The sequence below is a fragment of the Streptomyces sp. NPDC057486 genome (genome assembly GCF_042802415.1).
GTDB lineage: Bacteria > Actinomycetota > Actinomycetes > Streptomycetales > Streptomycetaceae > Streptomyces > Streptomyces yanii.
In genome coordinates this window covers 30,508-48,774 of sequence record NZ_JBHVEE010000044.1, presented here as the reverse complement: position 1 = coordinate 48,774, position 18,267 = coordinate 30,508, and the positions used below count along the sequence as shown (strand labels likewise).

The 18,267-nt window shown below is 70.7% G+C and carries 20 protein-coding genes; 12 read left to right on the top strand and 8 right to left on the bottom strand.

Annotated features, from left to right (window positions below):
- The first annotated feature begins 89 nt into the window (after window positions 1–89).
- Window positions 90–410, top strand: a complete 321-nt coding sequence (gene fdxA / locus ACFU6I_RS21420) for a ferredoxin (protein WP_037688837.1) — start codon at window positions 90–92, stop codon at window positions 408–410.
- A gap of 149 nt (window positions 411–559) precedes the next feature.
- Window positions 560–1,657, top strand: a complete 1,098-nt coding sequence (locus tag ACFU6I_RS21415; RefSeq protein ID WP_384369001.1) for a bifunctional succinyldiaminopimelate transaminase/glutamate-prephenate aminotransferase — start codon at window positions 560–562, stop codon at window positions 1,655–1,657.
- 72 nt (window positions 1,658–1,729) lie between these two features.
- On the opposite strand, the gene ACFU6I_RS21410 is transcribed toward ACFU6I_RS21415, so the two are convergent.
- Window positions 1,730–2,137, bottom strand: coding sequence for an ATP-binding protein (locus tag ACFU6I_RS21410; protein ID WP_384368998.1), 408 nt, complete (start codon window positions 2,135–2,137; stop codon window positions 1,730–1,732).
- Between the two features lie 285 nt (window positions 2,138–2,422).
- Window positions 2,423–3,364 (bottom strand): hypothetical protein, encoded by a 942-nt coding sequence (locus ACFU6I_RS21405; protein WP_384368995.1) that lies wholly within the window; start codon window positions 3,362–3,364, stop codon window positions 2,423–2,425.
- A gap of 166 nt (window positions 3,365–3,530) precedes the next feature.
- Between ACFU6I_RS21405 and dapE the strand changes: the two genes are divergently transcribed.
- Both dapE and ACFU6I_RS21395 read left to right on the top strand, forming a co-directional pair.
- On the top strand, window positions 3,531–4,610 hold the full coding sequence (gene dapE, locus ACFU6I_RS21400) for a succinyl-diaminopimelate desuccinylase (RefSeq protein ID WP_384036892.1): 1,080 nt from the start codon (window positions 3,531–3,533) through the stop codon (window positions 4,608–4,610).
- Window positions 4,611–4,703: 93 nt separating this feature from the next.
- Complete coding sequence (locus ACFU6I_RS21395) at window positions 4,704–5,453, top strand: TIGR00730 family Rossman fold protein (RefSeq protein ID WP_345510532.1); 750 nt, start codon at window positions 4,704–4,706, stop codon at window positions 5,451–5,453.
- A gap of 133 nt (window positions 5,454–5,586) precedes the next feature.
- Here ACFU6I_RS21395 and folP read toward each other — a convergent pair whose 3' ends face one another.
- On the bottom strand, window positions 5,587–6,459 hold the full coding sequence (gene folP / locus ACFU6I_RS21390) for a dihydropteroate synthase (protein ID WP_384036896.1): 873 nt from the start codon (window positions 6,457–6,459) through the stop codon (window positions 5,587–5,589).
- 108 nt (window positions 6,460–6,567) lie between these two features.
- Here folP and ACFU6I_RS21385 point away from each other — a divergent pair, with 108 nt between their 5' ends.
- Together ACFU6I_RS21385 and ACFU6I_RS21380 are read left to right on the top strand one after the other, a co-directional pair.
- Window positions 6,568–7,101 (top strand): DivIVA domain-containing protein, encoded by a 534-nt coding sequence (locus ACFU6I_RS21385; RefSeq protein ID WP_384368992.1) that lies wholly within the window; start codon window positions 6,568–6,570, stop codon window positions 7,099–7,101.
- Complete coding sequence (locus tag ACFU6I_RS21380) at window positions 7,098–7,685, top strand: DNA-3-methyladenine glycosylase I (RefSeq protein ID WP_384368990.1); 588 nt, start codon at window positions 7,098–7,100, stop codon at window positions 7,683–7,685. Before ACFU6I_RS21385 ends, ACFU6I_RS21380 begins: the two co-directional genes overlap by 4 nt.
- Before the next feature lie 81 nt (window positions 7,686–7,766).
- Here ACFU6I_RS21380 and ACFU6I_RS21375 read toward each other — a convergent pair whose 3' ends face one another.
- A complete protein-coding gene (locus tag ACFU6I_RS21375) occupies window positions 7,767–8,582 on the bottom strand; it encodes an enoyl-CoA hydratase/isomerase family protein (protein WP_384368987.1) in 816 nt (271 codons plus the stop codon).
- 312 nt (window positions 8,583–8,894) lie between these two features.
- Between ACFU6I_RS21375 and ACFU6I_RS21370 the strand changes: the two genes are divergently transcribed.
- On the top strand, window positions 8,895–9,062 hold the full coding sequence (locus ACFU6I_RS21370) for a DUF3117 domain-containing protein (protein WP_003966491.1): 168 nt from the start codon (window positions 8,895–8,897) through the stop codon (window positions 9,060–9,062).
- Between the two features lie 207 nt (window positions 9,063–9,269).
- Here the strand turns inward: ACFU6I_RS21370 and ACFU6I_RS21365 are convergent, their stop codons facing one another.
- Window positions 9,270–9,935, bottom strand: coding sequence for an O-methyltransferase (locus ACFU6I_RS21365; RefSeq protein WP_037688857.1), 666 nt, complete (start codon window positions 9,933–9,935; stop codon window positions 9,270–9,272).
- A gap of 181 nt (window positions 9,936–10,116) precedes the next feature.
- Here ACFU6I_RS21365 and sigE point away from each other — a divergent pair, with 181 nt between their 5' ends.
- From sigE to ACFU6I_RS21340, 5 genes are all read left to right on the top strand, one after another.
- Entirely contained in the window at window positions 10,117–10,878 is a 762-nt protein-coding gene (sigE, locus tag ACFU6I_RS21360; RefSeq protein WP_384368984.1) for an RNA polymerase sigma factor SigE, read from the top strand.
- A complete protein-coding gene (locus ACFU6I_RS21355; RefSeq protein WP_384368981.1) occupies window positions 10,875–11,870 on the top strand; it encodes a zf-HC2 domain-containing protein in 996 nt (331 codons plus the stop codon). The genes sigE and ACFU6I_RS21355 overlap by 4 nt, the downstream gene beginning before the upstream one ends.
- A gap of 111 nt (window positions 11,871–11,981) precedes the next feature.
- Window positions 11,982–13,715, top strand: coding sequence for a S1C family serine protease (locus ACFU6I_RS21350; RefSeq protein WP_384368978.1), 1,734 nt, complete (start codon window positions 11,982–11,984; stop codon window positions 13,713–13,715).
- A gap of 99 nt (window positions 13,716–13,814) precedes the next feature.
- On the top strand, window positions 13,815–14,291 hold the full coding sequence (locus ACFU6I_RS21345; protein WP_384368975.1) for a sec-independent translocase: 477 nt from the start codon (window positions 13,815–13,817) through the stop codon (window positions 14,289–14,291).
- 119 nt (window positions 14,292–14,410) lie between these two features.
- Window positions 14,411–15,067, top strand: coding sequence for a hypothetical protein (locus ACFU6I_RS21340; protein WP_384368972.1), 657 nt, complete (start codon window positions 14,411–14,413; stop codon window positions 15,065–15,067).
- A gap of 172 nt (window positions 15,068–15,239) precedes the next feature.
- On the opposite strand, the gene ACFU6I_RS21335 is transcribed toward ACFU6I_RS21340, so the two are convergent.
- From ACFU6I_RS21335 to ACFU6I_RS21325, 3 genes are read right to left on the bottom strand one after another with little or no spacing between them, the layout of a single operon-like run.
- A complete protein-coding gene (locus ACFU6I_RS21335) occupies window positions 15,240–16,373 on the bottom strand; it encodes an Mrp/NBP35 family ATP-binding protein (protein ID WP_345510522.1) in 1,134 nt (377 codons plus the stop codon).
- Between the two features lie 44 nt (window positions 16,374–16,417).
- Window positions 16,418–16,975, bottom strand: a complete 558-nt coding sequence (locus tag ACFU6I_RS21330) for a DUF1003 domain-containing protein (RefSeq protein ID WP_384368969.1) — start codon at window positions 16,973–16,975, stop codon at window positions 16,418–16,420.
- On the bottom strand, window positions 16,965–18,239 hold the full coding sequence (locus tag ACFU6I_RS21325) for a magnesium transporter MgtE N-terminal domain-containing protein (RefSeq protein WP_384368966.1): 1,275 nt from the start codon (window positions 18,237–18,239) through the stop codon (window positions 16,965–16,967). Before ACFU6I_RS21325 ends, ACFU6I_RS21330 begins: the two co-directional genes overlap by 11 nt.
- Window positions 18,240–18,267 lie beyond the last annotated feature (28 nt).

Genomic DNA, 18,267 nt, shown 5'->3' with positions numbered 1-18,267 from the left:
GCGCCCAGGAACGGAGATACTAGGTGCGGGCATCGACGACGCCGCGCTCCCGCGCGAGAGCCAACGCCCTACCGAGGAGGAACGACAGCGTGACCTACGTCATCGCGCAGCCTTGTGTCGACGTAAAGGACAAGGCCTGCATCGAAGAGTGCCCCGTCGACTGCATCTACGAGGGCCAGCGGTCCTTGTACATCCACCCGGACGAGTGCGTCGACTGTGGAGCCTGTGAGCCGGTCTGCCCGGTCGAGGCGATCTTCTACGAGGACGACACCCCGGAGGAGTGGAAGGACTACTACAAGGCGAACGTCGAGTTCTTCGACGACCTCGGTTCGCCGGGTGGTGCCTCCAAGCTGGGTCTGATCGAGCGCGACCATCCGTTCATCGCAGCATTGCCGCCGCAGAACCAGTAACCAGCGGCCAGCACGTGCGCCGCCCCGGTCCCGTACGGCTCGTCACCGTGCGGGACCGAGGTGTTTTCCGGTCCGGGCCGCAGGCAGACCCGGCGCCGCACGAACCACCCGAATCACCTCGTCACCCTCGTACGAGAAAGCAGAGAGCCGTGTCCGCAGCAGTCTCCTCCCGCCTCCCGGTCTTCCCCTGGGACAAGCTCGCGCCCTACAAGTCGACCGCTGCGGCCCACCCGGACGGCATCGTCGATCTTTCCGTCGGCACGCCCGTCGACCCGGTGCCGGAGCTGATCCAGCAGGCGCTCGTCGCCGCCGCGGACAGCCCCGGCTATCCGACGGTGTGGGGGACGACCGAACTCCGCGACGCCCTCACCGGCTGGGTGGAGCGGAGGCTCGGTGCGGTCTCCGTGGCGCACGAGAACGTGCTGCCGGTCGTCGGCTCCAAGGAGCTCGTCGCCTGGCTGCCGACCCAGCTCGGCCTCGGCGCGGGCGACAAGGTGGCATACCCGCGGCTCGCCTACCCGACGTACGAGGTGGGTGCCCGGCTCTGCGGCGCCGAGCCCGTCGTCTACGACGACCCCACCGAGCTCGACCCGGCCGGACTCAAGCTGCTCTGGCTGAACTCGCCGTCCAACCCCACCGGCCGGGTCCTGTCCAAGGACGAGTTGACCCGGATCGTCGCCTGGGCGCGCGAGCACGACGTGCTGGTCTTCAGCGACGAGTGCTACCTGGAGCTCGGCTGGGAGGCCGAACCGGTCTCCGTGCTTCACCCCGACGTCTGCGGCGGCACGTACGAGGGCATCGTCGCCGTCCACTCCCTCTCCAAGCGCTCCAACCTCGCCGGATACCGTGCGGCGTTCATCGCGGGCGACGCGGCCGTCCTCGGCGAACTGCTGCTGATCCGCAAGCACGGCGGGATGATGACGCCCGCCCCGGTCCAGGCCGCCACCGTCGCGGCGCTCGGCGACGACGCGCACGTGGCCGAGCAGCGGACCCGGTACGCGGACCGGCGCACCGCGCTGCGGGCGGCGCTGGAGGCCCACGGCTTCCGGATCGAGCACAGCGAGGCGAGCCTCTACCTGTGGGCGACCCGCGACGAACCCTGCTGGGACACCGTGGCGTACCTTGCGGAGCTCGGCATCCTGGTGGCGCCGGGCGACTTCTACGGACCGGCGGGCGACCACTTCGTGCGGGTGGCGTTCACGGCGACGGACGAGCGTGTGGCAGCCGCGGTCAAGCGGCTGTCCTGACTCCGTACCGGACATGCGTGAGGGCCTCGGGAACGCGCATTCCCGAGGCCCTCACGCACATCCGGTACGGAGTCAGCCGATCGGCAGGCCCTGGGTGGGCAGGCCGTGCGTCGTCGGCAGACTGCCCTTGGCCGCCGCACCGGTGGCCCCGCCGACCAGCTCACCGGCGTTGCCCGCCGCCTCGCCGGCGACCTTCTGCGCCGCGGGGGCGGCCTTGCTGCCGACAGTCCTGCCCGCGGCCGGGACGGCCGTCCCGACGATCTTGCCGCCGGTGGCACCCGCGATCTTGGCACCCTGCTCGGACGCGCCGTCGACGGTCTTGCCGAGACCTGCGCCGTCGACGGTCGTCAGACCGCCGAGCTCCGGGGCCTGCGGGAGCTCCGCGGCACCTGCGGCGCCGGCCGCACCGACCACGGGGGCTGCACCCGCCGCGATCAGCAGCGCGGCACGGGCGATCCGACGGGTCAGGGGGAGGGACATGATGCTCCTTCGACGGGGTTGAGTCTGTCTGTCCGTTGACCGGACGCAGTGACAACCGTCGTGGGGGCGGGGGAGGTTGCGGTGGACCGAAGTAAAGAGTCGGTAATGCGTCACATAATCCGCAACGGAGGAACCCGGGCAAACATTGCATTCCCCAAAGGCTGAATGAGTCGTCACTTCCCTTTTCCCGCAAGGGAACCGGCGCATGAAGCGGAGGCCGTCGGAGGTGTGTGGCGGCGGCAGCTTCCCGACGGGCTGGATGGCCCCTACGAGGGATCCTCCGTACTAGCGAACGAGTCGCATGCGTACCTGTGTGGTGCCTGATTCCGCACGGTCCGTCCGCCAGCCCGAGCCGGTGCTCCATACCCGGCCCGCGTACGCGACCTCGTCGATGCCCAGTGATTCGGCCTGCGCCACCGCCCAGTGCGCGAGCTCCCAGCCGCGCTGCGCCCTGCCGCCGTCCCCGGCGGTTTGCGCCGCCTTCACCGGCACCGTGACCGTGCCCGCAGTCGCCGCCCCGCCCGACGCCCCGTCGCCCGCCTTGCCCGAGGAGGGCAGCACACTCTTGCCGAAGGCCCGTACCAGCGCCGACCGCACCTTTGCCGCATCGGCGGGCCCTGCCGCCGTCTGCGTCGGCGTGCAGGTCAGCGCGGCGGGCGTACGGCCGGTCAGCGCGGCGGACAGCAGCGCGGCATCCGGCTCGTGCTTCGCGTACGCCTGCGGGAAACCACTGCGCTGCACCCGCTGCGCGGCGACCGTCAGCGGCAGCCGCGAGTAACCGGGGACCTCGGCCAGATGCTGGTAGAACTTCCCGGCCGAGTAGACCGGGTCCAGGATCTGCTTCTCGGTGCCCCAGCCCTGCGAGGGGCGCTGCTGGAACAGCCCCAGCGAGTCCCGGTCGCCGTGCTCGATATTGCGCAGCCCTGACTCCTGCAACGCCGTCGCCAACGCGATCGTCACCGCACGCTCAGGCATCCCGCGCGTGGTGCCGACCGCGGAGATCGTCGCGGCGTTCGCGGCCTGCTCCAGGCTCAGCCGGTACGTACGTCCCCGGCCCGACGAACCGTCGGCGGACTGCACGGTGCACCGCTCGACGCCCTTGTTGCCCGAGATGTACTGAACGGTCAGGTAGCCGGCCAGGGCCACGAGCACGGCAAAGGCCGCCATGATGCGGAAGAGGCGACTGCGGCCGGTGTGTCGGCGGGCGGAGGAGGCGGTCCGGGGCACGCGCCCACCGTACTGGAGGGCCCGAGCGCGGCCGACGGCGAAGTCCCTCAGGGACTTTTCCTCCGGATCCTGCCGGACTCGCGGGGCCCCGGTCCGGCCTGGTCCACAAGGAAGTCCCCAGGCCCGTCCGGCGGGTCAGGGCCGCACAGGCCTTAGGGTCGGGGCCATGCCCGAAAGCACCCTTGACCTCACCCTGGACGGCCCGGCCCTCACCGCTCGCCTCGTCGACTTCCCGTCGGTCAGCGGGGACGAGAAGGAACTGGCCGACGCGATCGAGACGGCCCTGCGCACGCTCCCGCACCTGACCGTCGACCGGCACGGCAACAACGTCGTGGCCCGGACGAACCTCGGCCGGGACGAGCGCGTCGTACTCGCCGGACACATCGACACCGTGCCGATCGCCGACAACGTCCCGTCCCGGCTCGACGAGAACGGCGTGCTCTGGGGCTGCGGCACCTCCGACATGAAGTCGGGCGTCGCCGTCCAGCTGCGGATCGCCGCGACCGTGCCCGAGCCCAACCGCGACCTCACCTTCGTCTTCTACGACAACGAAGAAGTCGCCGCCCACCTCAATGGGCTCGGCCATGTCGCAGACGCCCACCCCGACTGGCTGGAGGGCGACTTCGCCGTCCTCCTCGAACCGTCCGACGCCCAGGTCGAGGGCGGCTGTCAGGGCACCCTGCGGGTCTTTCTCCGTACGGAAGGGGAGCGGGCGCACTCCGCGCGCAGCTGGATGGGGTCCAACGCCATCCACGCCGCCGCCCCGATCCTCACCCGCCTCGCCGCCTACGAACCGCGCCGGCCGGTCATCGACGGGCTGGAGTACCGCGAGGGTCTGAACGCCGTACGCATCGAGGCCGGCGTCGCCAACAACGTCATCCCGGACGCCTGCACCGTCGTCGTCAACTACCGGTACGCCCCCGACCGCAGCCCCGAGGACGCCCTCGCCCACGTCCACGAGGTCTTTGCGGACTGCGGCGTCGTCGAATTCACCGTCGACGACCACTCCGGCGCGGCGATGCCCGGCCTCTCCCACCCGGCGGCCAAGGCGTTCATGGAGGCGGTCGGCGGCACCGCGCAGCCGAAGTTCGGCTGGACGGACGTCTCCCGCTTCGGCGCGCTGGGCGTCCCCGCCGTGAACTACGGGCCCGGTGATCCGCTCCTCGCGCACAAGCGCAACGAGCACGTGGCGGTCGACCGGATCACCCACTGCGAGGACCGGCTCCGCTCCTGGCTCACCAGCTGACTCACGGCATACCCCTCCCCGTAACCTCCGTAGATCTACCCTGACCTGACACAGCACGTCGTCATGGCGTCACGTCGTCGGAGGGAGCAGGTCATGGGCATCCCCGAAGAAGCTCACGTCCCCGAGGAGCAGCGGCTCGGTCCGGTACTGCGCCGCAGGGAACAGGTACAGCCCGGTACCACCGATCAGCGCTTGCTGGATTCCGAGGGCGATTCCGAGTGGGTGCACACCGATCCCTGGCGGGTGATGCGCATCCAGTCGGAGTTCGTCGAGGGCTTCGGCGCGCTGGCCGAGCTGCCGAGCGCGATCAGTGTCTTCGGCTCGGCCCGCAGCCCGGCCGACGGCCCGGACTACGAGGCGGGCGTACAGATCGGCAAGGCGCTGGTCGAGGCCGGTTTCGCGGTGATCACCGGGGGCGGTCCGGGAGCGATGGAGGCGGCGAACAAGGGGGCGCGGGAGGCGAGGGGCATCTCGGTCGGCCTCGGTATCGAGCTGCCCTTCGAGTCCGGGCTCAACCCGCACGTCGACATCGGCGTGAACTTCCGCTACTTCTTCGTCCGCAAGACGATGTTCGTGAAGTACGCGCAGGGTTTCGTCGTCCTGCCCGGCGGCCTCGGCACACTCGACGAGCTCTTCGAGGCGCTCACCCTCGTCCAGACGGGCAAGGTGACCCGCTTCCCGATCGTGCTCTTCGGCACCGCGTACTGGGGCGGCCTGGTGGACTGGCTGCGGAACACGGTGGTGGCGCAGGGGAAGGCGTCCGAGAGGGACCTGCTGCTGTTCCACGTCACGGACGACGTGCACGAGGCGGTCGACCTCGTCACGAAGGAAGTCGGCCGCTGACCACGGTGAGTCCCTCCGGCGACTGAGGGGTGGGATCCGGAGCGGGGCCCCGGACCGGGCAGGGGCGGGCAGGGGAGGCGTCTGACGCAGCGGCCCCGGCTCGCGCCCGTCCCGCCCCGCTGCCTCACCGCCGCTACGCCAGCCCGCGCCGGGCCACCGCCGGCTCCCGGTGTCCCGCGATCGACGCCACCATGTCCAGCACCTGCCGCGTCTCCGCCACCTCGTGCACCCGGTAGACCTGCGCGCCCAGCCACGCCGAGACCGCGGTCGTCGCCAGCGTCCCGATCACCCGTTCCTTCACGGGCCGGTCGAGCGTCTCCCCGACGAAGTCCTTGTTGGACAGCGATACGAGGACGGGCCAGCCGGTCTCCGTCATCTCACCGAGGCGACGCGTCGCCTCCAGGGAGTGCCGGGTGTTCTTCCCGAAGTCATGACCGGGGTCGATCATGATGCCGTCCGGCCTGACCCCGAGCTCCACGGCCCGCTCGGCCAGCCCCACCGTCACCCGCAGGATGTCCGCCATCACGTCGTCGTACGCGACCCGGTGCGGCCGGGTCCGCGGTTCGGCTCCGCCCGCGTGCGTGCACACCAGCCCCGCTCCGTACCGCGCGGCCACCTCCGCGAGCTTCGGATCGACACCGCCCCACGCGTCGTTCAGCACATCGGCGCCGGCCTCGCAGACCGCCTCACCGACCTCGTGGCGCCAGGTGTCGACGCTGATCACCACATCGGGGTGACGCCGCCGCACCTCGGCGACGAACCCGACGGTGCGGCGGGCCTCCTCCGCGGCGGTCACCTCCTCGCCGGGACCGGCCTTCACCCCGCCGATGTCGATGATCGCTGCGCCGTCGGCGACGGCCTGCTCGACCCGGGCGAGCGCGGGCTCGTCGCGGAAGGTCGCGCCCTGGTCGTAGAAGGAATCCGGAGTACGGTTCACGATCGCCATGATCACTGGCTCGTGCGCCCCGAATTCGCGCCGCCCCAGCCTGAGCGCACCGCTTCGCATCCTGTGTTTCTCCTCTGGATAGATCGCCCACCGCCGCCTGCGACCCTAACTGTCGGTACCGCATGGCACGATCGGAGGCGGACAGGTTTCCGCCCAGGGGAGATGCGCGTGTTCTGGTTCTTGCTGCTGGCGATGGTGGTGGTCGTGGCCGCGGTCACCCTCGCGGTGGTCGGCGGAGGAAAGAGTGCCGTCCTGCAGGACGTGGCGCCCGAGCAGCTGACCGACCCGCTGCCCGCGACCCGTCCGGTCGGCCGCGCGGACGTCGAGGCGCTGCGGCTGCCGGTGACGGCACGTGGATACCGGATGGCGGACGTCGACGACGCACTCGGCCGGCTGGGCGCCGAGCTTGCCGAGCGTGACGCGCGGATCGCCGAGCTGGAGTCGGCGCTCGCCGGAGCGCAGGCGACGGCGGTGGGCGGTGTCGGGCTCCTCAAGGAGCCGCAGGACCGGCCGCGGCCCGAGCGGACACCCTGGGCGGCGCCGCAGTCCGGCCGGCAGCCCGACCAGGAGCCGGAGCCGCGTGCCTGGCCTCCGTCCGGACCCCGGTACGGACCGCAGTACGGGCCCCGGTCCGGATCCCGGCAGGAGCCGCCGCCCGGTCCGGAGTCCGGGCCCCGGTCCGGCGAGGAGCCGCGGCGATGAGCGGCGGCGCCGAAGCGGGCGCGGACGGCAGGCTGCGCTGTCCGTGGGGACTGTCCACCGATGACTACCTCGCCTACCACGACACGGAATGGGGCCGTCCCGTCCACGGCGACGACGCCCTGTTCGAGCGGCTCTGCCTGGAGGCGTTCCAGTCCGGGCTGTCCTGGCTGACGATCCTGCGCCGCCGGGAAGGATTCCGCAGCGCCTTCGCCGGGTTCAAGATCCGGGCGGTGGCGGATTTCACCGACGCCGACAAGGATCGCCTCCTGGCCGACGCCGGAATCATCCGCAACCGCGCGAAGATCGAGGCGACGCTGGCCAATGCCAAGGTGTTGGCCGCATGGCCGGACGGCGACCTGGACGAGCTGATCTGGTCGTACGCCCCGGACCCGGCCACCCGCCCCGCCCCGCGCGTCCTCGGAGACGTACCGGCGGTCACGCCGGAGTCCACCGCGCTCGCCAAGGACCTCAAGAAGCGTGGCCTGCGCTTCGTCGGCCCCACCACGGCCTACGCCCTGATGCAGGCGTGCGGCCTGGTCGACGACCACCTGGCCGACTGCGTGGCCCGGGGCACCGGGGCATAGCCACGCTGCGGGGCCGGCGGTGCCGTGGAGGAAGCCACCCACCGGTGAGCGACCGTCCACGGCACCGGCCCCTGCCAGGCCCTATCGCCCCAGATACTTCGGCTTCGCCTTGTCCAGGAAGGCCTGTACCGCGATGGTGTGGTCCTCCGAGGCGCCCGCCTTCGTCTGGAGTTCGTCCTCCTTCTCCAGCGTCTCGCCCAGCGTGTGCCCGGCGCCGTAGGCCAGCGACGCCTTGAGCGCGGCATACGCCACCGTCGGGCCGTCCGCCAGCTTGCGGGCCACTGCCAGGGCCTCCGCGGCGAGGTCGGCCGCGGGCACCAGCTTGTTCACGATGCCCAGCTCGTACGCGTCCTGAGCCGAGATCGACCGCGGGAAGAGCAGCAGATCGGCTGCGCGGCTCTGGCCGATCAGCCGGGGCAGCGTCCACGAGACACCTGAGTCCGCGGTGAGGGCGACCCCGGCGAACGAGGTGTTGAACGACGCGTTGTCGGCGACCACCCGGTAGTCGCAGGCGAGCGCGAAGCCGAAGCCCGCACCGGCGGCGACCCCGTTCACCCCGGCGACGACCGGCTTCTCCATCCCGGTGATCGCCCGCACGACGGGGTTGTAGTGCTCCTGCACGGTGCTCAGCGCATTGCCGGAACCCGATTCGCGGGTGGCGGTCAGCGTGGCGACGTGTTCCTTGAGGTCCTGGCCGACGCAGAAGGCGCGCGAGCCGGCCGCCGTGAGCAGAACCGCCCGGACAGCGGTATCGGCCGCGGCCGACTGCAGCGCGTCACGGAGGGCCACCTTGGCCGCTGTGTTCATGGCGTTCATCGCGTCGGGACGGTTGATCGTGATCGTCGCGAGTCCGTCCGTCACTTCGTAGAGCACGGTGTCGGCCACGTGGTCCGCCATTTGCTGTCCCCTCTGCGCCTCGGGCAATGCCTGTTCAGGCAAGCATGGCCGACATCATCGAGGCGGAACATGTGACCTGCGTCTAACAATTGCGCCCCGATGGAGGGGCGAGGGCGACGGAGTATCGCAGTCGGATCGCCGAATTGGGTGGTTTTGCGAGAGCGCGTTGCGCAAGCGATGCAGACCGATGTTGGTCATCGGGGTCTGTGATGCGGGATAATGGCCTGGAAGCAATGTGTTCGATGCCGGTGAGACAGCGCCTGTCATGGGGCCGCCGGTTGTTATGAGCTGGTTTCAGGAAGGGGAACGAGCATGGCGGCCATGAAGCCGCGGACGGGCGACGGCCCGCTCGAGGTGACAAAGGAGGGGCGGGGCATCGTCATGCGCGTTCCGCTCGAAGGCGGCGGTCGGCTTGTTGTGGAGCTGACTCCGGACGAGGCCGATGCACTCGGCGACGCCCTCAAGAAGGTCGTCGGCTGACGCGGAGGCGCCCACACTTCATCACTGCCCCGGCACGGACCCGTGCCGGGGCAGTGATGCATTCGGAACCAGTGCCGTGACCGGCAATGTTTGCCGGGAGGGGCACCAGCGCGTCGAAGGGCGTTCCCACTCCCTCCGAGGCTGTGGAGCAGGTCGGGGGGCGAGGGCGCCCGGCCGGCCCGGTGAGGGGAAAGGGGCTACGAGCGGTCACCCGCGCCGGACGGCGCAGAGCAACCCGTCGCCCACCGGCAGCAAGGTGGCCATCAGTTCCTGGCTCTCCCGCACCGCCCGCAACAGCTCCCGCAGCCGCAGTACCTCCGCCGGCTGCGCCGCGGAGTCGACCGTACGGCCGTCCGCGAAGACGCCTTCGAAGCAGACCAGACCGCCAGGTCGCAGCAGGCGCAACGATTCAGCGAGGCAGTCCAGGCTCTCCAGCCGGTCGCCGTCGCAGAACACGAGGTCGTATCCGCCGTCCGCGAGCCGCGGAAGTACGTCGAGGGCTCGACCGGGGATGAAACGGGCCCGATTGGCCGCGAACCCCGAAGCCCGGAAGGCCTCGCGGGCGAACTGCTGCCGCTCCGGCTCCGGGTCGACCGTGGTCAGCACCCCGTCCGGCCGCATCCCGTGCAGCAGATAGATGCCGGACACGCCGGTTCCGGTGCCGATTTCGGCCACCGCCTTGGCGTCGGTCGTGGCAGCGAGCAAGCGCAGCGCGGCGCCGGTGCCCGGTGACACCGAGCGGAGCCCTGCCTCCCGGGCCCGGTCTCTGGCCCAGCGCAGTGCTTCGTCCTCGGCGACAAAGGCGTCGGCGAACGCCCAGCTCGTCTGCCGGTTGGCGGTAATGACCCTCTCCTGTCCCCGTAGTTGGCGCAACGGTGACTGTATCCGCTGCACCCGGGAACCCGCAGATGGGACCGGGCGTTAGGAAGGGGCAGGGGAAAGCTCATGGATCCTGCCCGAAGATCGGGTCCGGGACCATGGGCCGGCGGTTCCGGGGACGATCCCGGACCCCAGCAGGAAAAAGGCTTATCCGGAGCTAACGGGCGAGGTGGCTATGGTAGGGGCTCCACTGGACACCACCAGAGCCGACAGGGGAGGTGCGGCTGCTCCTGTGGGTCGGGGACGAGTGCTGCGGCGCTTTCTCAGATCAGCGGGTGAGCCGAAATCCGTGACCAACATTGCTGACCGTTCTTCCAACGACTCCGCACCGACCGCGACCTTCGCCTCAGATGCGGACTCCCAGGCGTGGATGCCGCCCTCATGGGAAGAGATCGTCAGCACGCACAGCGGTCGTGTCTACCGCCTTGCCTACCGTCTGACGGGAAACCAGCACGACGCCGAGGACCTCACTCAGGAGGTCTTCGTCCGGGTGTTCCGTTCGCTGTCGACCTACACGCCCGGCACCTTCGAGGGCTGGCTGCACCGCATCACGACCAACCTGTTCCTGGACATGGTCCGTCGTAAGCAGCGGATCCGTTTCGACTCCCTCGGTGACGACGCCGCCGAGCGGCTGCCGAGCCGTGAGCCGTCTCCGCAGCAGGTCTTCAACGACACCCACTTCGACGCGGACGTGCAGCAGGCACTGGACACACTTGCGCCCGAATTCCGTGCCGCGGTCGTGCTCTGCGACATCGAGGGACTTTCGTACGAGGAGATCGCCGCGACCCTCGGTGTGAAGCTCGGTACCGTGCGCAGCCGTATCCACCGCGGCCGCTCGCACCTGCGCAAGGCTCTGCAGCACCGCTCTCCCGAGGCCCGCGCCGAGCAGCGCTCGCTGGCGGGAGCAGTGGTGGCAGGGGAGGGCGGGCCGGCGTGAGTGGCACAGGTCCGACCCCTGCGGAACAGCACCTGGGGGACCGCCTCGCCGCGCTTGTCGACGGTGAGCTCAAACATGATGCCCGCGATCGGGTGCTCGCCCATCTCGCGACCTGCGCGAAGTGCAAGGCCGAGGCTGCCGCCCAGCGGCGGCTGAAGAGTGTCTTCGCACAGTCCGCCCCGCCGTCGCCGTCCGAGGGGTTCCTCGCCCGGCTGCAGGGCCTTCCCGGGGGACCGGGCGGTGACGACGACCGCCAAGGAAGACCATTCGGCGGCTCCGGGCGCTTCGCCGACGGACTTTTCCCGGTGGTGCAGCCCCCCGGCAGCCGCACCGATCCGCCTTCGGGAACGTCGCCGCTGGACCGTTTCGGCTATCTCGGGACGCCGCACGGCTCGACGGCCGTGCTTCCGGTCGACGGATCGCGTTCGGCCTTCCGAATCCATGAGGTGGGCCGGGAAGGGGACCGGTCGCCGTGGCGCGGCCGCAGGTTCGCCTTCGCGGCGGCCAGCGCCGTCTCGCTGGCGGCCATCGCGCTGGGTGGCGCCCTGCCGACAGGAGCAGGTCCCGACGCCGCGACCCGCGCGGAGGGCGCCGGAAGCAACGTCACTCCGCTCGATGCCGCCGCGCGGGCCGAGAGCGGCAGCGTGACCAGCCGTCGCGGTGGCAGCGGCCTCGGCACGTACGGCGTGCCCGGCGGTGGTTCCACGACCGGTACCCCGGCCCAGCCGCCGAATGCCGCGGCACCTGTCCCCGCCCTGTTCGGCACCGGTCGGCTCACGGCCAACCCCTTCGCCGCGGCGGTACTGACGGATGTGTCCGGGTCCCCGCTGATACCTCCGACCACCGCCAGCCCGCTGTTCACGCACGCGCTCGGAAGCGGCCTGAACCCCGTTTCTCCCACGCCCTCGCCGACCGCGTCCCGGACGCCCACGTCGACGGCAGCCCTGCCCGCCTCCGCCGATCGTCGTCTGCCGCTTTCCGCCCGGCGCTGACGGGGGCCTGCGCAGCGATTCGCAAACCTGGTTGAATCCCCGGAGGAATTACCGGGAGGGACGTCCTTTCGGGCGCGTGCAGAGGCCAGTTGTGGCGGTTGCGGGGAGAACATGGACGACGGGAAGCCCACCGGGCCGAAGGCGAAGTGGTGGAGCCGCCCCACGGCGGGGCGCACCACCGCATCAGCGCCGCAGGACGCCCCCCTCCCGGCGGAGGACGTGCGGGCCGTGGACACACCGGCCGGTGACCTGGACACCACGGTCGTCGCAGACGTGAGCCCGGCGCCCGTACTCCCCGCCCAGTCGGCACCGCCCGAGCCCGTGGCGCCCGCACCACTGGTGGCACCCGCACCGGTGACGTCCGAGTCCGGGGTGCATGCACCCGCAGCGACGGCCCAGACGCCGGCGCCTGCGGTGAAGCCGTTGCACGAGCCCGATGAGTACAGCACCCCGCCGTACGGCGGCCCCGGCCCCTGGGCGCCCGCACCACCCGTACAGCGCCCGGTGCCGACACCGGCGCACGGCACTCCTCTGCCCCCCTCGTACGCAGGCACCGGCACGACCGACACAGGCATGCCCACGGCCCCCGCGCCCGTCCCGGCCCCTGCCCCGGCCTTCACGCCCCCGTCCCAGCCGCCGCAGTCCTCGCAGTGGGTGCAGTACGACCCCTGGGGTGCGCCCCGGCAGCCGCTGACCCACCCCGGCCCCCCTCTGGGGTCGGAGGGCGGGCGCAGGAAGAGCCGACGCGGCTCCCTGCTCGTCGGAGCACTGCTGCTTGCCCTGGTGGCGGGCGGCATCGGTGGCGGCATCGGTGCCTACGTCGAGCGCAACGGAGGTCTGACCACGGTCGAGCTTCCGCAGACCGCGAGGAACAGCGGCGGCCGCGCCCCCGACAGCGTCGCGGGCATCGCCGCCAGCGCCCTGCCCAGCGTGGTCACCCTCCATGTCAGTGGCACCACCGAATCCGGCACCGGCACCGGCTTCGTCCTCGACAAGTCGGGCCACATCCTCACCAACAACCATGTCGTCGCCCCGGCCGGCTCCTCCGGTTCCATCACGGTGACGTTCAGCGGCGGCGAGACCGCGCGCGCCGAGGTCGTCGGCAAGGACAGCGGTTACGACCTGGCCGTGGTCAAGGTCACCGGCGTCTCCGGACTCAAGCCGCTGCCGCTGGGCAATTCCGACAATGTGCAGGTCGGCGACCCGGTGGTGGCCATCGGCGCCCCCTTCGACCTGTCCAACACCGTCACCTCCGGCATCATCAGCGCCAAGGACCGGCCGATCACCGCGGGCGGCGAGAAGGGCGACGGCAGCGACATCAGCTACGTCGACGCGCTGCAGACTGACGCCCCGATCAACCCGGGCAACTCCGGGGGCCCGCTCGTCGACACCGACGCCCATGTCATAGGTATCAACAGCGCCATCCGCGCCGCCGACAACAGTTCGTCGACCGAGGGCGGCCAGGCCGGCTCCATCGGCCTCGGCTTCGCCATCCCGATCAATCAGGGCAAGCGGGTCGCCGAGGAGCTGATCAACACCGGCAGAGCCACGCATCCGGTGATCGGTGTGACCTTGGACATGAAGTACACCGGTGACGGTGCCAAGGTCGGTGCGAAGGGCGCGGCGGGCAAGCCCGCGGTGACACCCGGCGGTCCCGGGGCGAAGGCCGGCATCAAGCCGGGCGACATCATCACCGAGGTCGACGGGCAGCGGGTGCACAGTGGCGAGGAGCTGATCGTGAAGATCCGGGCGCACCGTCCGGGTGACCGTCTGGACCTCGGTTTGACCCGCGGTGGTAAAGACCTGTCCATGACTTTGACTCTGGGGTCGGCAACCGGCAGCTGACGCCCCCGGGACGCTACCGCCCGGACAGTTCGGGCGGGTACCGTGGTCCGGGTCCGGACCTCATCCGACCTGGGCTCGGGGAACACGAGGAGCAACAAGGTGTTCAATGACATAGGCGCACTAGAGCTGGTGACGCTCGTGATCCTCGGCGTGCTGATCTTCGGCCCGGACAAGCTGCCCAAGGTCATCCAGGACGCCTCACGCTTCATCCGCAAGATCCGCGAGTTCTCCGAGAGCGCCAAGGAAGACATCCGTACGGAGCTCGGCCCGGAGTTCAAGGACTTCGAGTTCGAGGACCTCAACCCGAAGACGTTCGTCCGCAAGCAGCTCATGGACGGAAACGACGATCTCGGGCTGAAGGAGATCCGCGAGAGCTTCGATCTCCGCAAGGAGATGGCCGAGGTCACCGACGCGGTCAACGGTCGCGAGAGCGCGTCCAAGGACTTGGCGGGCGGCGTGTCGGGCAGCGCGGCGATCACTGCGGCGAACGGCTCCCCGGGCGCCCCCGACCTGCTCAAGAAACGCGAGCAGCCTGCGAAGGACGAGCGTCCGCCCTTCGACGCAGACGCCACCTGACACCGGTCAATCCCGACTCGTCCGGACGGTATCGCTATTCTCCATCTGTCCGGTTGCGAGGACGCCCGAGGGGGGCGGGCCGCTGCGGACCCCTAGGGATTGAGGAGGCGGCCGGGCAGATGGAGACGACGAGTCGGGTAGGCGCGGAAGGTGCACCCAGCACAGTCACCGCAGAGGGTGTGCCGGCGACCCGGCGTACGGTCGACGGCTATCTGCAGGCGTCGTTCCCGTGGTACGGACTGGACGAGGCCTTCACCGGGCCGCGCTGGCTGATGCAGGTCGGCACGGCGGCGGACGGCACGGTGCAGCACGGTTCGACCGGGCACGGTGAGGAACCTCAGGTGCGTGACTCCGGCAGCGAGAAGCACCGGTTCGCGGCCGTGGTGACGGTGGCGAGCAGTCCCGTGCGGCGCAGTGGCGACGGTACGGGGGTGCTGGAGGCGACCACGGTGTCGTCGGCGGCGTGGCTGGCGGGCTCGGGTCTGCTGGCGTACACGTGGCCCCCGCAGTTGGACCACGCGCTGCGCGACGACTGGCTGGACCAGCAGACGGAGACGGCGTTCGAACTCGCCGACGATCTGGACGGGCCCGCATGGTCGGTGCTGTCCCTGCCGGTGGACGGTGTTCCGGTGCCGTTCCACTACCGGGAGTCCGAGTTCGGCTGGGTGCTGGCGGGGTCGGCACCGGGCGGGGTGCACATCGGCGCGTACGGGCGGGGGATGAGCGCGTACGGGCTGGGGTTCTCCGTGGTGGAGGACATCGCGACGTACGCGTAGCGGGTGCGGTGACCGGGGCGCCCGGTTGCCGCTCCGACCTCGATCGCCGGACGGCTCGACGGTGCCGCCGCGCGCCGTGGGATCGCTCGCCGAACGGGACCGACAGTGCCGCCGGGCGGGGCCCGATGCCCTGCCCGGCGGTTGTGTTGCGGCCCCGTCAGAGGGCCGCGGTTCAGAACTTGTTGCGGGGGGTGATGCCCAGCGACATGCCCGACAGACCGCGCCGGCGGCCACCCAGCCTGTCGGCGATCGTGCGCAGGGCCTTGCCGGCCGGGGAGTCCGGGTCCGAGAGGACCACCGGCTTGCCCTCGTCGCCGCCCTCGCGCAGGCGTACGTCGATCGGAATGGAGCCGAGGACCGGGACCTCCGCGCCGACCGTCCTGGTCAGGCCCTCGGCGACCTTCTGGCCGCCACCGGTGCCGAACACGTCGACCATCTCGTCGCAGTGCGGGCACGGCAGGCCCGACATGTTCTCGACCACGCCGACGATTTTCTGGTGGGTCTGCACGGCGATCGAGCCAGCCCGCTCGGCCACCTCGGCCGCGGCCATCTGCGGGGTCGTGACGACGAGGATCTCGGCGTTCGGCACGAGCTGGGCCACGGAGATCGCGATGTCACCGGTGCCCGGCGGCAGGTCGAGCAGCAGGACGTCCAGGTCGCCCCAGTACACATCCGCGAGGAACTGCTGCAGTGCGCGGTGCAGCATCGGTCCGCGCCACACCACCGGGGCGTTGCCCGGGGTGAACATGCCGATCGAGATGACCTTCACGCCGTGCGCCGACGGCGGCATGATCATGTTCTCGACCTGGGTCGGCCTGCCGTCGGCGCCGAGCATCCGCGGCACGCTGTGCCCGTAGATGTCCGCGTCCACGACGCCGACCTTGAGGCCGTCGGCCGCCATCGCCGCGGCCAGGTTCACCGTCACCGACGACTTGCCGACGCCGCCCTTGCCGGACGCCACCGCGTACACCCGGGTCAGCGAGCCGGGCTTGGCGAACGGCACCTCGCGTTCCGCCGTACCGCCGCGCAGCGACGACGCGAGCTCCTTGCGCTGTTCGTCACTCATCACGTCGAGCGTGACGTCGACCCGTGTGACGCCTTCGACCTTCGCCACCGCATCGGTCACGTTCTTGGTGATGGTCTCGCGCATCGGGCAGCCGGAGACAGTGAGATACACCGTGACAGCGACCGCACCGTCAGCCGCGATCTCGACCGATTTGACCATGCCGAGTTCGGTGATCGGTCGGTGGATCTCCGGGTCGTTCACTGTCGCCAGTGCTTCGCGCACCGCGTCTTCGGTAGCCATACCGACGATGTTACGGCGCCTGCCGCTACGCGCGAGTAGCCCTGTCAGCGGTCTTCGTCACTCTCGGCCGGGTACAGGGCCTGCTGGTCGTGCAGGTCCCTCGCGAGGTCGTCCAGTTCGGAGCGGATCCAGTCGCGCGTGGCGACCTCGCCGAGCCCCATCCGCAGCGACGCGATCTCCCGCGTGAGGTACTCGGTATCCGCGATGGAGCGCTCGTTCTGCTTGCGGTCCTGCTCGTAGGTGACCCGGTCGCGGTCGGCCTGCCTGTTCTGCGCGAGAAGGATCAGCGGGGCCGCGTACGAGGCCTGGAGCGACAGGACCAGAGTCAGGAAGATGAACGGGTACCCGTCGAACCGCCACCCCACGGGCGCGAAGGCGTTCCACAGCACCCAGACGATGATGACCAGTGTCATCCAGGCGATGAACCGCCAGGTGCCCAGGAAGCGGGCGATCCGTTCGGAGAGCCGGCCGAACGACTCGGGGTCGTACTCGGGCAGCAGCCGACGACGCGGGGACTTCGGCTGGTCCAGCCGGGAACGGGGCGGGCGCGCGATGCCCGAGGCCCCCGCCGGCGCCCCCTTCGAGCGGTCCTCACCGGCCACGCGCGATCTCCTCCCCGCCGTGGAAGTCGGTCTCCCGCCAGTCCTCGGGCAGCAGGTGGTCGAGGACGTCGTCGACGGTCACCGCGCCGAGCAGTGATCCGCTCTCGTCCACGACCGGCACGGAGACCAGGTTGTACGCGGCCAGATAGCTCGTCACGTCCGGCAGCGGAGTGTCCGGCGTGAGGGGGACGAGGTCGCTGTCGACGATCGAGCTGACCAGGGCGTACGGCGGATCCCGCAGCAGCCGCTGAAAGTGCACGGTGCCCAGGTATTTGCCGGTCGGCGTCTCGTCGGGGGAGCGGCACACGTACACCTGGGCGGCGAGCGCCGGGGACAGGTCCGCCTGCCGGACCCGCGCGAGTGCGTCGGCGACCGTCGCGTCCGGCCGCAGAATGATCGGCTCGGTGGTCATCAGACCGCCCGCGGTCCGCTCCTCGTACGACATGAGGCGTCGTACATCCGCCGCGTCGTCAGGCCGCATCAGCGTCAGCAGCCGCTCCTTGTCCGCCTCGGGCAGTTCGGAGAGCAGGTCGGCTGCGTCGTCCGGGTCCATGGCCTCCAGGACATCGGCGGCGCGCTCCTCCTGGAGCTTGCCGATGATCTCCACCTGGTCGTCCCCGGGCAGCTCCTCCAGGACGTCGGCGAGCCGGTCGTCGTCGAGCGCGGCCGCGACCTCGGCCCGACGCTTGGCCGACAGATGGTGCAGCGCGTTGGCCACGTCGGTCGGCCGGAGCTGCTCGAACGTGGCGACCAGTGATTCGGCGCCCTGACCGTCCTCCTCCAGTGAGAATCCGCTGACCGCCGACCATTCGACCGTCAGGGTCTCGCCCTTGCGGCGCAGCGCCCCGCCCTTGCCCTTGCGTACGAAGTACTTGTCGATCTCCCAGTCGCGGCGGGCCGGGAGCTGCGACACGGAGACATCGAGAACGGTGACCTCCTCGCCGGTCTCCAAGAGGCGGACCCGCCGGTCGAGGAACTCGCCGAGCACCAGGCGTTCGGTGGGCCGCTGTTCGAAGCGCCGCATGTTGACCACGCCGGTGGTGATGACCTGACCGGACTCGATACCCGTCACCCGGGTCATCGGGAGGAAGATGCGGCGGCGGCTGAGCACCTCGACGACCAGGCCGAGCAGCCGGGGCGGCCGGCCGCCGACCCGCAGCATCGCGACCAGATCGCGGACCCGGCCCACCTGGTCCCCGTTGGGGTCGAAGACCGGCACACCGGAGAGGTGCGAGACGAAGACCCGGGGGGCACCTGCCGCCATGCTCTGCGCCTCCTTCCGTCCCGTGGAG